The 15,062-nt window shown below is 64.0% G+C and carries 13 protein-coding genes and 1 pseudogene; 13 read left to right on the top strand and 1 reads right to left on the bottom strand.

The features are described 5' to 3' along the window. From WA702_RS04635 to WA702_RS04620, 4 genes are all read left to right on the top strand, one after another. Positions 1-123 (top strand): CysS/YqeB C-terminal domain-containing protein (locus WA702_RS04635; RefSeq protein ID WP_425109360.1); only part of this gene is annotated, 123 nt, incomplete at its 5' end. Then, a complete protein-coding gene (locus tag WA702_RS04630; protein WP_425109357.1) occupies positions 120-617 on the top strand; it encodes a GNAT family N-acetyltransferase in 498 nt (165 codons plus the stop codon). The genes WA702_RS04635 and WA702_RS04630, both read left to right, overlap by 4 nt. Continuing rightward, positions 614-2,212, top strand: coding sequence for a citramalate synthase (cimA, locus tag WA702_RS04625; RefSeq protein ID WP_425109356.1), 1,599 nt, complete (start codon positions 614-616; stop codon positions 2,210-2,212). The genes WA702_RS04630 and cimA overlap by 4 nt, the downstream gene beginning before the upstream one ends. A 113-nt stretch (positions 2,213-2,325) precedes the next feature. Then, positions 2,326-2,709 (top strand): VOC family protein, encoded by a 384-nt coding sequence (locus tag WA702_RS04620; protein ID WP_425109355.1) that lies wholly within the window; start codon positions 2,326-2,328, stop codon positions 2,707-2,709. 2 nt (positions 2,710-2,711) lie between these two features. Here the strand turns inward: WA702_RS04620 and WA702_RS04615 are convergent, their stop codons facing one another. Beyond that, a complete protein-coding gene (locus tag WA702_RS04615; protein ID WP_425109354.1) occupies positions 2,712-3,314 on the bottom strand; it encodes a TIGR00730 family Rossman fold protein in 603 nt (200 codons plus the stop codon). A 234-nt stretch (positions 3,315-3,548) separates the two neighbouring features. Here WA702_RS04615 and WA702_RS04610 point away from each other — a divergent pair, with 234 nt between their 5' ends. The 9 genes and pseudogenes from WA702_RS04610 to WA702_RS04570 all read left to right on the top strand — a co-directional run. Further along, a complete protein-coding gene (locus WA702_RS04610; protein WP_425109353.1) occupies positions 3,549-5,483 on the top strand; it encodes an ABCB family ABC transporter ATP-binding protein/permease in 1,935 nt (644 codons plus the stop codon). Between the two features lie 60 nt (positions 5,484-5,543). Beyond that, entirely contained in the window at positions 5,544-6,296 is a 753-nt protein-coding gene (locus tag WA702_RS04605; RefSeq protein WP_425109359.1) for a phosphatidylserine decarboxylase, read from the top strand. A 90-nt stretch (positions 6,297-6,386) separates the two neighbouring features. Continuing rightward, on the top strand, positions 6,387-7,277 hold the full coding sequence (gene pssA, locus WA702_RS04600; RefSeq protein ID WP_425109358.1) for a CDP-diacylglycerol--serine O-phosphatidyltransferase: 891 nt from the start codon (positions 6,387-6,389) through the stop codon (positions 7,275-7,277). A 114-nt stretch (positions 7,278-7,391) separates the two neighbouring features. Beyond that, positions 7,392-8,108: an RraA family protein gene (locus WA702_RS04595; RefSeq protein WP_425109352.1), complete on the top strand. Its 717-nt coding sequence runs from the start codon at positions 7,392-7,394 to the stop codon at positions 8,106-8,108. Between the two features lie 108 nt (positions 8,109-8,216). Further along, positions 8,217-9,037: pseudogene (locus WA702_RS04590) on the top strand (SDR family NAD(P)-dependent oxidoreductase). 217 nt (positions 9,038-9,254) lie between these two features. Beyond that, on the top strand, positions 9,255-10,028 hold the full coding sequence (locus WA702_RS04585) for a motility protein A (RefSeq protein ID WP_425109351.1): 774 nt from the start codon (positions 9,255-9,257) through the stop codon (positions 10,026-10,028). Positions 10,029-10,061: 33 nt separating this feature from the next. Next, positions 10,062-10,892, top strand: coding sequence for a flagellar motor protein MotB (locus tag WA702_RS04580; RefSeq protein WP_425109350.1), 831 nt, complete (start codon positions 10,062-10,064; stop codon positions 10,890-10,892). A 300-nt stretch (positions 10,893-11,192) separates the two neighbouring features. Continuing rightward, entirely contained in the window at positions 11,193-13,091 is a 1,899-nt protein-coding gene (locus WA702_RS04575; protein WP_425109349.1) for a potassium transporter Kup, read from the top strand. Positions 13,092-13,237: 146 nt separating this feature from the next. Next, on the top strand, positions 13,238-15,062 hold a 1,825-nt coding region (locus WA702_RS04570), incomplete at its 3' end, for a potassium transporter Kup (RefSeq protein WP_425109348.1).

Raw genomic sequence — 15,062 nt, 5'->3', positions numbered from 1 at the left:
GCCCGCAAGGACTTCAAGGAGTCCGACCGCATCCGCGACGAGCTCGTGGCACTAGGCGTCGTCATCAAGGACGGCAAGGGCGCCGACGGCAAGCCGGTGACGACTTGGGAGGTCGCGCGATGACGAGACCCAACATTTTCGCGCTGCGGCCGTTCCTGCCTGCCGACACGCCGATGCTGGCGGCGATCTTTGTGGCCAGCGTGCAGGAGTTGACTGGCGACGATTACGGCGAGGCGCAGCAGGAAGCCTGGGTCGCGGTCGTCGATGACGAGGAAGGTTTTGCCAAAAGGCTCGCCTCCCAGCTGACCCTGATCGCGACCCTGGAGGGCTCGCCGGTCGGCTTTGCATCGCTGAAGGACAATGCCGAGATCGACATGCTGTACGTGCATCCGAGCGCCGCCGGGCAGGGCGTCGGCACGCTGCTGTGTGATGCGCTGGAGAAGCTGGCGGGCGCCCGTGGCGCCAAGAACCTTGTGGTGGATGCCAGCGACACCGCGGTCGAGTTCTTCCGCAAGCGCGGCTACGCCGCCCAGCAGCGCAACAGCGTCAGCCTCAACGGCGAATGGCTCGCCAACACCACGATGAAAAAAGCCTTCGATGGTGGAGCTCAGGCATGAGCAAGCAGCGCCTCTATCTGTTCGACACCACCTTGCGCGACGGCGCGCAGACCAATGGCGTCGACTTCACCTTGGCCGACAAGCAGGTGATCGCGCGCCTGCTCGACGACCTCGGCATCGACTATGTCGAAGGCGGCTATCCCGGCGCCAATCCGCTCGACACCAATTTCTTCGCCGAGAAACCGACGTTCAATCACGCCCGCTTCACTGCCTTCGGCATGACCCGGCGGCCCGGGCGTTCGGTCTCGAACGATCCGGGTGTGGCTGCGCTGCTGGAAGCCAAGGCGGATGCGATCTGTTTCGTGGCGAAATCCTCCGCGTATCAGGTGCGGGTCGCGCTCGAGACCACGAACGAGGAGAACCTCGCTTCGATCTGCGACAGCATCACGGCCGCAAAGGCCGTGGGGCGCGAGGTGATGCTTGATTGCGAGCATTTCTTCGACGGCTACAAGGAGAATGCGGAATTCGCGCTGGCCTGCGCCGAGGCCGCCTATGAGTCCGGCGCGCGTTGGGTTGTGCTGTGCGACACCAATGGCGGCACCATGCCGCACGAGATCGAGGCCATCGTCGGCGAGGTCGTGAAGCGCATCCCGGGCGACCACGTCGGCATCCACGCCCATAACGACACCGAGCAGGCGGTGGCCAATTCGCTGGCGGCGGTACGCGCCGGCGCGCGGCAGATCCAGGGCACCTTGAACGGCCTGGGCGAGCGCTGCGGCAACGCCAATCTCTGCTCGCTGATCCCGACCCTGAAGCTGAAGGGCGAATTCGCGGATCGCTTCGAGATCGCCGTCTCGGACCGGCAACTCGCGAGTCTGATGAAGGTGTCGCGGACCTTAGACGACATGCTCAACCGCGCGCCGAACCGGCATGCGCCTTACGTCGGCGAGAGCGCCTTCGTCACCAAGACCGGCATTCATGCCTCCGCCGTGCTGAAGGACCCGCAGACCTACGAGCATGTCGCGCCGGAAGCCGTCGGCAATCATCGCAAGGTGCTGGTGTCCGACCAGGCCGGCCGCTCCAACGTGATCGCGACGCTGGAACGTGGCGGCATCCCGTTCGAGAAGAGCGACCCCAAGCTGACGCGGCTGGTCGAAGAATTGAAGGAGCGTGAGGCCGCGGGCTTTGCCTATGAGTCGGCGAACGCCTCGTTCGAGCTGTTGGCGCGGCGTACGCTCGGCACCGTGCCGGACTATTTCCGGGTCGAGCAGTTCGACGTCAATGTCGAGCGGCGCCAAAACGCGCATGGCGAGCGCGTCACTGTGGCGCTGGCGGTGGTCAAGGTCGAAGTCGATGGCGCGCGCCTGATCTCGGCCGCCGAAGGCAACGGTCCGGTCAACGCACTCGACGTCGCGCTGCGCAAGGACCTCGGCAAGTATCAGGGCTATATCGACGGGCTGAAGCTGATCGACTACCGCGTTCGTATCCTCAATGGCGGCACCGAGGCCGTGACGCGGGTTCTGATCGAGAGCGAGGATGAAAATGGCGAGCGCTGGACCACGGTCGGCGTGTCGCCGAACATCATCGACGCCTCGTTCCAGGCGCTGATGGATTCGGTGTTCTACAAGCTGGTAAAGTCGGGCGCACCGGGGTGAGGCAGAAGCCGTCATTGCGAGGAGCCGCAGGCGACGAAGCAATCCAGACTTCCTTCCTGACTCTGGATTGCTTCGCTTCGCCGCTTCGCTCGCAATGACGGAGAGAGGAACACATGATCGATCACGTCTCGGTCGGCGTCAGCGACCTCGATCGCGCGGCGCGGTTCTATGAAGCCGTGCTGGCGCCGCTTGGCCTGACGCGGCTGGTGACGCGTCCCGCAACCGTCGGCTTCGGCAAGGCCTATCCGGAATTCTGGGTCAATTGGCGCGCGGGCATGGCGCGCGTCGCGGCGGAAAGCGGCATCCACATCTGCCTGCGCGCGAAGACTACGGTCGAGGTGGATGGCTTTCATGCCGCCGCGCTCGAAGCGGGCGGCACATCCGACGGCGCGCCGGGGCTGCGGCCGCATGATCGCATCAGCTACTACGCGGCGTTCATCATTGATCCCGATGGCAACCGCATCGAAGCGGTCACGTTTCCGACCGAGCAGTCCTGATCTCAGAGCCGCTTGGCGATCTCGGGCGCGATCTCGGTAGCTTCCTTGGCGATACCGGCGGCTGCCTTGCGCAGGCGTGGCAAGATGTCTTCGACGCGCTCGGCCTTGAGAACGTCGATCGCGAAGCCCGGACGGATGAATTGGGTTTCCTGCATGTGCTTGAGCAGCGCGAACAGCGGTTCCCAGAAGCCGTCGATGTCCGCAAGCAGCACCGGCTTGGCGTGCCGGCCAAGCTGCTTCCAGGTCAGCTGCTCGACCAGTTCCTCCAAGGTGCCGACGCCCCCGGGCAGGGCGACGAAGGCATCGGAATGCTCGAACATCAACCGCTTGCGCTCGTGCATGTCGGGCGTGACGATGAGATCCTTCAGCGGCATCATGACCTCCTTCTTGACCAGGAAGTCTGGGATGATGCCGGTGACGTTGCCGCCATGCTCGAGCACGGCGCGCGCGACCGCGCCCATCATGCCGACCGAACCGCCGCCATAGACGAGCCGGATGCCGTTTTCGGCGAAGCTCTTGCCGAGCGCCGTTGCCGATTCGATGAAGCTGGGGTTGGTGCCCGGGCCGGAGCCGCAATAGACACAGACGGTGCGGATTTCAGTCATTTGGCGGGTGTCGCATCGCAGTGGAAAGGCGTCAAGCCGGTGGGGAGATGGCGGGTGATTTGATTCGCTTCGTGCGAATCGGGCGGAGAATGCTTTGCCAATATCGCGCCGCGGCGAAAGATTCGTCTCCCCCCAAGCGTGCATGCGACCATTAAACGCCCTATATCACGGTTTCACGGCAACAATGCGTTGCCCGGCAATGACGTGAGGTCCATGCCGCGTGAAGGTCTCTTGATGACTCAATCCGAACTGCCTTCGCTCCCGGGCAACACGCGAAAGCCGGCGCGCACGTCATTGGAACGGGGCACCCTGGCGGGGACCCTGACGCATTTGTGGCCCTACATCTGGCCGGGCGACCGCGCCGATCTGAAGATGCGCGTTGTCTGGTCGGTGGTGTTGCTGCTCGTGGCCAAGGTCGCGACCCTGGCGGTGCCCTTCACCTTCAAGTGGGCGACCGATGCGCTGACCGGCGCGAATACGGCGCCGGTGGCGTCCTCGAGCTGGATGGTGTGGCTGATCGCTTCGCCGGTGATCATGACCGCGAGCTATGGTGCCGTGCGCATCGTGATGGCGGTGCTGACGCAATGGCGCGACGGTATTTTCGCGCGCGTCGCCATGCATGCGGTGCGCAAGCTTGCCACCATCACCTTCGTCCACATGCACGAATTGTCGCTGCGGTTTCATCTGGAGCGCAAGACCGGCGGCCTGACGCGGGTGCTCGAACGCGGCCGCAACGCCATCGAGACCATTGTGCGGATGTTGATCCTGCAGCTGATCCCGACCATCGTCGAGGTCTCGCTGATATCAGCCGTGCTGTTATGGCAGTTCGACTGGCGCTACGTGCTGGTCACGCTCGCGATGGTCGCGGCCTATCTGCTCTATACCTATTACGCGACGGAGTGGCGCATCGAGATCCGCCGCCGCATGAACGATTCCGACAGCGAGGCGAATACCAAGGCGATCGATTCGCTGCTGAACTACGAGACCGTCAAATATTTCGGCGCCGAGGCACGCGAGGCCGAGCGCTACGACCGCTCGATGGAGCGCTACGAGCACGCCAGCGTGAAGACCTACACCTCGCTTGCGGTGCTGAATGCAGGGCAGGCGATCATCTTCACTGTCGGTCTGGCCGCCGCCATGATGATGTGTGCCTACGGCGTGCGCCGCGGGCACAATACGGTCGGCGACTTCGTCATGATCAACAGCATGATGATCCAGCTTTACCAGCCGCTGAACTTCATGGGCATGGTCTACCGCGAGATCAAGCAGGCGATCATCGACATCGAGATGATGTTCGGCGTGCTGTCGCGGCCTGCCGAGGTCAAGGATGCGCCGGATGCAAGCGCGCTGGTGGTCTCAACCGGCCACATCCGCTTCGATGACGTGCGCTTTGCCTATGATCCAGAGCGTCCGATTCTCAAGGGGCTGAGCTTCGACGTGCCCGCCGGCAAGACAGTCGCCATTGTCGGTCCGTCCGGCGCTGGCAAGTCGACGATCTCGCGGCTGTTGTTCCGCCTCTACGACGTCTCTGCGGGACGCATCCTGATCGATGGCCAGGACATCCGCTCCGTGACGCAGGCTTCGCTGCGGTCGCAGATCGGCATGGTCCCGCAGGACACCGTGCTGTTCAATGATACCATCCGCTACAACATCCGCTATGGCCGCTGGGGCGCCTCCGACGCGGAGGTCGAGGAGGCGGCCAGATTGGCGCAGATCGATGGCCTGATCCGTGTCGCGCCGGAGGGCTACGAGACGCAAGTGGGCGAGCGCGGCCTGAAGCTGTCCGGCGGCGAGAAGCAGCGGGTGGCGATCGCCCGCACGGTGTTGAAGGCGCCGCCGATCCTGGTGCTCGACGAGGCCACCTCGGCGCTCGACAGCCACACCGAGCACGAGATCCAGGGAGCGCTGGAGGGGGTCTCGCGCAATCGTACCTCGCTGGTGATCGCACATCGGCTCTCGACCATCGTTGGGGCCGACGAGATCATCGTGCTCGATCAGGGGCGGATTTCCGAGCGTGGCACCCATGCCGAGCTTCTGGCGCGGGGCGGCCTTTATGCCGGCATGTGGAACCGGCAGCGCGAGGCGGAGGCGGCGCGCGAGCGGTTGGCCCAGATGGGAGATGATGGCGAGGCCGTCGCCCGTCGGCCCGCCGAGGAGGCCGCGGAATGAGAGGGTGTTGCACCTTCCAAATGATTCATTTTGACCTTTTGGCAGCGTCCACCTAACTCACTGCACAATTCGCGGCCAAAAGGCCGGTCAAACACCAGCCCAACGAAACAGGCCATGTCGATCAGCAATTCCATTCGTGCCCAGATTCCTCCGATCCATCCCGAAGGCTATCCGTTCATCGGCGGCTTTGCGCTTGTCAGCCTGATCCTGTTCTGGATCTGGACGCCGCTCGGCTGGATCGGGACCTTGCTCACCGTCTGGTGCGCGTTGTTCTTCCGCGATCCGATCCGAGTCACGCCGCAGCGTGACGGGCTGGTGGTCGCGCCGGCCGACGGCCGGATATCGATGATTGCGCGGGCGTTGCCGCCGGCCGAACTCGGGCTCGGCGACCGGCCGCTGCTGCGCATCTCGATCTTCATGAGCGTGTTCAACGTCCATGTGAACCGCAGCCCCGTGGCCGGGCGGATCGAGCGGATCGCCTATCGGCCGGGCGCCTTCATCAATGCCGAACTCGACAAGGCGAGCGACGATAACGAGCGCAACTCATTGGCGATCTCGACCCCGCACGGTCGGATCGGTGTGGTCCAGATCGCCGGCCTCGTCGCCCGGCGTATCGTCTCTTTTGTCCGCGAGGGGCAGTCTGTCGGCACCGGCGAGCGGTTCGGCCTGATCCGCTTCGGCTCCCGCGTCGACGTCTATCTGCCCGACGGCAGCGTGGCCCTGGTCGCGGAAGGACAGACCTCGCTCGCCGGCGAAACCATTTTGGCCGATTTCCGGGTCACCGACCCCGGCCTGACCTTCCGGAGTATCTGAACCGCCGGCCGCGCCGGCATGACCCATCGAGAGGACGCCGTTGCCCGTCATGGTGCAATCGGCGCCTGGAAAAGCTAAAGCGGTGTCATGATGGCTTTCGATCCGACCTCTCCCGAACAGCGTCAGCGCCGGTTTCGTCCGATTCCGGTGCGGATGCTGGTGCCTAATGTCATCACCTTGCTGGCAATCTGCGCCGGCCTGACCGCGATCCGGCTCTCCACCGAGGGACGGATGCAGCTCGCGGTTGGCGCCATCGTGTTCGCGGCAATTCTGGATGGCATCGACGGCCGTGTCGCGCGCCTGATCAAGGGACAGTCGAAGTTCGGCGCCGAGCTCGACAGCCTTGCCGACTTCGTCAATTTCGGTGTCGCTCCTGGTCTGATTCTGTATTTCTGGCAACTCAACGAGCTGCATGACGGCGGCTGGATCGCGGCGATGATGTACGCGATCAGCGGCGGCCTGCGGCTGGCGCGCTTCAACGCCACCATGGACGATCCGAACAAGCCGCCTTTTGCCTCGAATTTCTTCACCGGCGTGCCGGCGCCAGCCGGCGCCATCACGGTACTGCTGCCGATCTATCTCGGCTTCCTCGGGGTGCCGAAGCCGCCGGCGCTGCTGACCGCGTTTTACACGCTCCTGATCGCCTTCCTGATGGTGTCGCGGCTGCCGGTGTTCTCGGGCAAGCAGATACGCATGCGGGTGCCGCCCGAACTGTTGCTGCCGGTGTTCGTGGCCGTGGTGTTTTTCGTTGCGCTGCTGGTGGTTTATCCCTGGCAAATCCTGTCCGCGGGCTCGATCCTCTACATCCTCAGCCTGCCATTGGGCTTCAAGTCGTATCGCGACCAGGCCGCGCGCTATGCACGTACGTCCGGCACGACGGTCGCGCCCGCCGCTGGTGTCACGCAGCCGGCAGACGCGTCGGCGCCTTCGCCGGCCGCCAAGCACCCCGACGAAGACAGACCGCCGGAGCGGCTGCACTGAGATAAGCGCATTGCAGCAGCGCTCGTCCGCGTTTTGCCGGGGGCGATCGCGTCGGCTATACCGGGCAGGCAAGAGCGGCCATGAACGCCGTTCGCCCCATCCGGAGAGACGCCTGTGACCAGTTTTGCTGCCCCGCTTGATTCGTCCATTCTCGAAGCGCTGGCGCGCTACGACACGCCGACGATCTGCAACGCGATGGAGATCGTGGCGCCGGAGCGGCGGCTGATCGGCTTCACCACCAAACCGCTGGTCTGCCCGTTTCCCGAGCTGCCGCCGATGGTAGGCTACGCGCGCACGGTGACGATCCGCTCGGTGCTGAAGTCGAGCCTGCCGGCGGAAGAGCAGGCGAAGCGCCGCATCGACTATTACGAATATGTCGGCACCGGCTATGGCCCGCGCATCAGCGTGATCCAGGACATCGATGGCCCCGATGTCGGCTATGGCGCGTTCTGGGGCGAGGTGCAGAGCAACGTCCACAAGGCGCTCGGCTGCCTCGGCGTCGTCACCGACGGCTCGGTCCGCGACGTCCCGCAATGGGCGCCGGGCTTCCAGGCGCTGGCCGGCTCGATCGGGCCATCGCATGCGTGGGTGCATGCGGAAAGCTTCGGCGGCGAGGTCCGTGTCGCCGGCATGACCGTGCGCTCCGACGACCTGATCCACGCCGACAGCCATGGCGCGATCGTGATCCCGCATGAGCTCGCGGAGAAGGTGCCGGAGGCAGCAGAGCTGTGCGGCCGCCGCGAGGCGCCGATCCTGGAGATAGCGCGTTCCAAGGATTTCTCGCTCGAGAAGCTGAAGGAAGCGCTCAGGCGCTCGGCGGAAATTCACTGACGCGCTGATAAGCGGAGTCCGGCGGCGCACGCGCCGGACGGCCGCTGAACCTGCCGATCACCATCTCCGATGGCGGGTTGGGCGACCCTCCGCCGAGGAGTTCTGGCGATGGATATGCACCGCAAGACGGTTTTGATCACCGGCTCGACAGATGGCGTCGGGCGTTATGTCGCGGCGCAGCTTGCGGCCAAAGGCGCCCACGTCCTGATCCATGGCCGCGATGCGGCGCGGGCGCACAGCCTGATCGAGGAGGTCGTGCGTGGCGGCCACGCCGCGCCGGTGTTCTATCAGGCCGATCTGTCCTCGCTGGCCGGCGCGCGGCAGCTGGCCGATGCGGTCCGAGCCGATCACGACAGGTTGGACGTCCTTGTCAGTAATGCCGGCATCGGCTCGCGCAGCAGGGGCAGCGGCGAGCGGCGCGAGAGCGCCGATGGTTTCGAGCTGCGTTTTGCGGTCAACTATCTCTCAGGCTTCCTGCTCGCTCATCTCCTGCTGCCGCTCGTGACGGCCGCGGCGCCGTCGCGGATCGTCAACGTCGCCTCGCTTGGGCAGCAGCCGATCGATTTCGACGATGTCATGATCACCAAGAACTACAGCGGCAGTCGCGCTTACGCGCAGAGCAAGCTTGCGCAGATCATGTTCACGATCGATCTGGCCGCGGAGCTGAAGCAGGCAGGCGTCACCGTCAACGCTTTGCATCCGGCAACATACATGAACACCACGATGGTGCGCGAGGGCGGCGTCACTCCGATGTCGACGGTGGAGCAGGGCGGCGAGGCCATCCTGCATCTGGTCGAAGGCGACGACGTCGCCGCCGCAGCGGACTGTTCTTCAACGGATTGCAGGAAGCCCGCGCCAATCCGCAGGCCTATGATCAGGCGGCACGCGACCAGCTGCGCGCGCTCAGCCGAAAACTTACGGGATTATGACGGCGTGAAGGATGTTGCGGGCCACATGGCCGGCTGATCGACGTCGGTGCAGCCGCACGCCTTGCATGCAGCGGTTTGGCGACCCTGTTTACGGATCATTATGCCTACCGGTAACCCGTCTTTAATGGCAGCCATCTAGGGTCAGCCTACGCGGTTCCAGCACGACCGCGTCCCGTCCGGCGTGGACGGGGGTCGCGTACGCGAGTGGAGTAGAGTCATGGATATTATGACGGGCGCGGGGCTCGTGGCGGGCGTGATCGTCATCGCTACGATGATGCTTCTCGGCGGCAATCTTGAGATGTTCGTCTCCGAGCACGCCGCGATCATCATCTTCGGCGGATCGATCTCGGCCACCATGATCCGCTTCCCGTTGAACGCGATTCTCCACGGCTTGCCGCTCGGCATGAAATTTGTCTTCACGATGAGCAGTCTGTCGGCCCGTGAGCTGGTCGACGAACTCGCCCGCATCGCCGAAATCGCTCGCAAGCAGGGCCCGGTCGGCCTGGAAAAGGTCGAGACCGATGAGCCGTTCCTGGCCAAGGGCATCCGCTATGTCGCCGACGGTTACGACCTCGAATTCATCCGCGACAATCTCGAACGCGACCGCGACAACTTCCTGATGCACCTCGACGAGGGCAGCAAGATCTATCGCGCGGTCGGTGACTGCGCTCCAGCCTTCGGCATGGTCGGCACCTTGATCGGCATGGTGCAGATGTTCGCCAACATGACCGACCCGTCCAAGCTCGGCCCGTTCATGGCGACCGCGCTGCTGGCGACGCTGTACGGCGCGCTGGTGTCGAACCTGATCTGTCTGCCGATCGCCGACAAGCTGCACGGCAAGCTGCTCGACGAGGAAACCAACCGCACGCTGATCATCGACGGCATCCTGATGATCCGCGACTCCAAAAGCCCGGCTCTGGTGCGCGAAATGCTGCTGGCTTACCTGCCCGAGAAGCATCGCCACGCCGAAGGCGAGCCGGTCCCGGCCTGATCGGTCGGACGCGGCGTTCGGAGAACTTAAGCGATGGCCAAGAAGAAACGCGGCGATGGGCATGGCGGCGGTCACGGCTGGTTCGTGACCTTCGCCGACCTGATGGGCCTGCTCGTCAGCTTTTTCGTCATGCTGGTCGCGTTCTCGACCATGGACAACGCCAAGCTGAAGGTCGTCGCCGGCTCGATGCGCGACGCCTTCGGCGTGCAGACCGAGTCGCGGTATTCCGGCATCGTCGAATCCGACGGCCTGCCGACCCGGCCACGGTTGAAGAACGCCGCGCATGTGTCGCCTGACGAGACCTCGAACACGCCGAGCCCCGAGCAGGAAGAGAAACAATACACCAACGGCGCGAAGCTCAAGACCGATCGCCAATTCGCGTTGGCTTCGGCGTCGCTGCGCCAGGCGCTGCAGGACATGCCAGAGATGACGGAGATCTCCAAACACATCATGTTCGAGGAGACCAAGGAGGGGCTCAATCTCGAGATCGTCGACCAGGACGGCCGCTCGATGTTCGCCGACGGTTCCAAGGTGCCCTATGATCGCACCAGGCGGCTGATCGAGAAACTTGCCGCGCCGCTCAAGGCGACCCCGCTGCGTGTCCAGATCACCGGCCACACCGCCGCCGGCTTCGTCCCCAACAAGAACGACTATGGTGCGTTCGACTTGTCCGCGGATCGGGCCAACGCCGTGCGCCAGATCCTCGAACGTGAAGGGCTGCCGCCGAACCACATCTTTGCCGTTTCCGGCAAGGCCGATACCCAGCCGCTGTTCCCGGACGATCCCTCGCTGTCGGCCAATCGTCGCGTCACCATCACCTTGATGCGCGAGGATCCGCCGCTGCCGCCCAATCTGAAGCCGTAGCGCTGCATCTCCAGCATCCGAAGCATTTTGCCGCGCGCCCGTTTGCGAATTCGGAGCGAAAATCGCAAGCAAGCCTTTGATTCCAATGCGGCTTTAGTTTTGAGGCGCGATGACGCGCGTCCGGCTGACATTCGCTTCAGGATGTCTGCGGCTGTTCGAAGCCCGGACCGGACACGATGGGGCAGGTGCTTCCTGCATTAAGCCCGAGGAACCAAGGTCTACTATGGCGGATACTTGACCTGGGGCTGCGATGCGTCCAAACGCGCCGGGTCAAGCAGGGAAGATGCGATCTCAAGCGACATGACGGCCAGTGCCACACCGACCGAGGGACAGGAAGCCACGAGCACCTCGGGCTTCTGGGCTCTGACGCTTGGCAGCATCGGCGTCGTGTTCGGCGACATCGGTACCTCGCCGCTCTACGCCTTTCGCGAGGCCGCCACCGGCGCGGCCCAGGGCCAGCCGGTCTCGCGGATCATCGTGCTCGGCGTGCTTTCCCTGATCCTGTGGTCGCTGTTCATTGTGGTCACCGCCAAATACGTGCTGCTGCTGTTGCGGGCCGACAACAATGGCGAGGGCGGAACGCTGTCTTTGATGGCGCTCGGCCAGCGCGCGTTGGGCCGGCGGAGCCTGTTCCTGTTGTGTTTGGGGGTCGTCGGAGCCTCGATGTTCATCGGCGATTCCATGATAACGCCCGCGATTTCGGTGCTCTCGGCGGTCGAAGGCCTCAAGCTCGCGGCGCCCGCGCTCGAGCATTACGTCGTACCGCTGACGGTTTTCATCCTCGTCTCGCTGTTTGCGGTTCAGAGCAAGGGAACGGCGCTGGTGGCGTCCGCCTTCGGCCCTGTGATGGTGGTCTGGTTCACGACTCTGGCTGCGATGGGGATCGTCCACATCAGTGACGACCCTTCCGTGCTCGCGGCGATCAATCCATATTATGGGGTGAAATTTCTGCTCTCGCATGGGGCGATCGGTCTGGTCACGCTCGGGGCGGTGTTTCTCGCGGTGACCGGCGGCGAAGCGCTTTATGCGGATCTAGGCCATTTCGGCCGTAAGCCGATCCAATCGGCCTGGCTGTTCTTCGTGCTACCATCGCTGCTGATCAACTATTTCGGGCAGGGCGCCCTGGTGCTGTCCGATCCCAGCGCCATCGAGAACTCGTTCTACCGGATGGTGCCCGACTTGCTGCTGCTGCCCCTGGTGGGCCTCGCGACGGCCGCGACCGTGATTGCGAGCCAAGCCGTGATCACCGGCGCCTATTCGCTGGTCAGCCAGGCGGTGCAACTGAGCCTGCTGCCGCGTTTCGAGGTGCGGTATACGTCGGAGACCCATGCCGGGCAGATCTATCTGCCGCGCGTGAACCGGCTGCTTTTGATCGGCGTGATGCTGCTGGTGCTGCTGTTCCGGACCTCCAGCAATCTCGCTTCTGCCTATGGTATCGCGGTGTCCACCACCATGGTCGCCGATGGCATCATGGGCTTCGTGGTGATCTGGAAGCTCTGGAACCTGCGTGCCGCTGTGGCTGCGGCGGCGATCGCACCCTTGGTCATCGTTGACATGACCTTCTTCAGCGCCAACCTGCTCAAGCTTCTCGAAGGAGCCTGGGTGCCGCTGCTGTTCGGCGCCGCGATGATCGTGACGATCTGGTCGTGGCGGCGCGGCACGGTGATGCTGATGCTCAAGACGCGCAAGATCGAAGTCCCGCTCGACGAGCTGATCGCGAGCCTGGAGAAGCGCCCACCACACATCGTGAAGGGGACTGCGGTGTTTCTCACCAGCGATCCGGTTTCGGTGCCGACCGCCTTGCTGCACAATCTCAAGCACAACAAGGTGCTGCACGAGCACAATGTGATCCTGACCATCGAGACCGCGCAGACGCCGCGGGTCGATGTGGCGGAGCGCGTGCGGATGGAGAAGATCAGCGAGAGGTTTTCCAAGGTGCGGTTGCGATTCGGCTTCATGGAGTCGCCGAACGTCCCCAGGGCGCTCGCGGTCGCGCGCAAACTCGGTTGGCAGTTCGACATTATGTCGACGTCGTTCTTCGTCTCGCGCCGCTCGCTAAAGCCATCGCCTCAGTCTGGAATGCCGGCTTGGCAGAACCATCTGTTCATTGCGCTCAGCCGGTCGGCCAACGACGCCACGGATTATTTTCAAATTCCGACGGGCCGGGTGGTGGAGGTCGGTACTCAAGTAACGATATGACGCTCAGGACGCCGGGAAGCGTCTGAGATATGCGTTAATGCAGGGTGATGGCTCAAAATAAGGCTATGCTATGCAACGAGCGCAGGGCTATAAGCCGCGTCGCATTGCACACAGTGCCTGACAAGCATTTCGAGGCCCCGCTTTCAATGACGAGTAATGTCGCAGCTCCCGCGGCGGATGCGCCGCCGGCGGCCACCGGGCATGCCGAAGCCCATTCCACTGCCAGTTTCGCAGCGCTCACGCTCGGCAGCATCGGCGTGGTCTATGGCGATATTGGCACCAGCCCGCTCTACGCATTGCGCGAAGCCGTCAACGCGGCGAGCGCCGGCGGGCAGGTGGCGCCGCAGGCGGTGCTTGGCGTGATCTCCCTGATCCTGTGGGCGCTCATCATCGTGGTGACGCTCAAATACGTCGTGATCCTGCTTCGCGCCGACCACAATGGCGAGGGTGGTACACTGGCGCTGATGGCGTTGGCCCAGCGCGCTGTCACCAAGGCCGCCGGCACGATCGTCCTGCTCGGCATCATCAGCGGCGCCTTGTTCTATGGCGACGCCGTCATCACGCCGGCGCTTTCGGTGCTGTCGGCCGTGGAAGGCATCAAGCTGGTTACCTCGTCGCTGGACCCTTATGTCGTACCGGTCACCGTCATCATCCTGGTTTTGCTGTTCGCGGTGCAGTCGCGCGGTACGGCCAAGGTCGCGGCCTTCTTCGGCCCGGTGATGCTGATCTGGTTCCTGGTGATCGGGATCGCGGCGTTCCCGCCGATCATCCGCCACCCCGAGGTGCTGTGGGCTTTCAATCCGCTCCACGCGGCGTGGTTCATGCTCAATCACGGCATCATCGGTTTCATCACGCTGGGCGCCGTGTTCCTGGCGGTGACGGGCGCCGAAGCGCTCTATGCGGATCTCGGCCATTTCGGCAAAAGGCCGATCCAGACCGCCTGGCTGTTTATCGTACTGCCGTCGCTGGCGCTGAACTATCTGGGGCAGGGGGCAATCGTGATCGCCGATCCCAAGGCAATCGAAAACCCGTTCTTCCTGATGTTCCCGGACTGGCTCCTGATCGCGATGGTCGCCCTCGCCACCGTCGCCACCGTGATCGCGAGCCAGGCCGTCATTACCGGCGCCTATTCCCTGACCCGCCAGGCCATTCAGCTCGGCCTGCTGCCGCGCTTCGAGATCCGCCACACCTCGGAAGCCCATTCCGGCCAGATCTATATCCCGCGCATCACCAGGCTGCTGCTGATCGCCGTGATCCTGCTGGTCTTGATGTTCAAGTCGTCGAGCGCGCTGGCCTCGGCCTATGGCATCTCCGTCACCGGAACGATGGTGGTCACGGCGATGATGGGCTTCGTCGTGATCTGGAAGGTCTGGAGGTGGTCGCCGTTCGCGGCTGCGGCGCTGATCGCGCCGTTCCTGTGCCTCGACCTGACCTTTCTCACCGCGAACCTGCTCAAGGTGTTCGAAGGCGGCTGGGTGCCGCTGGCGCTTGGCGGTTTCGTGATGATCCTGATGTACACGTGGCGGCGCGGCAGCCGGCTGTTGTTCGAGAAGTCGCGCAAGCTGGAATTTCCGCTCGCGGATCTCGTGGCGATGCTGGAGAAGCGGCCGCCGCAGCGGGTGCCGGGCACGGCCGTGTTCCTGACCAGCGATCCCCTGAGCGCGCCGACCGCGCTGATGCACAGCCTCAAGCACTACAAGGTGCTGCATGAGAAGAACGTCATCCTGACCATCGAGACCGCACCGACTCCGCGCATCGATCCCACCGAGCGCGTGCGCCTGGAGCAGGTCAGCGCGACCTTCACCAAGGTGGCGCTGAAGTTCGGCTTCATGGAATCACCGAACGTGCCGCGGGCGCTGGCGATCGCGCGCAAGCTTGGCTGGCAGTTCGACATCATGTCTACCTCGTTCTTCCTGTCGCGCCGTGCGCTGAAGCCAGCCGCGCATTCCGGCATGCCGCGCTGGCAGGACC

This window comes from Bradyrhizobium sp., assembly GCF_049798375.1.
Lineage (GTDB): Bacteria > Pseudomonadota > Alphaproteobacteria > Rhizobiales > Xanthobacteraceae > Bradyrhizobium.
The sequence above is the reverse complement of the archived record's forward strand: the minus strand, read 5'-3'. Positions and strand labels throughout refer to the sequence as shown.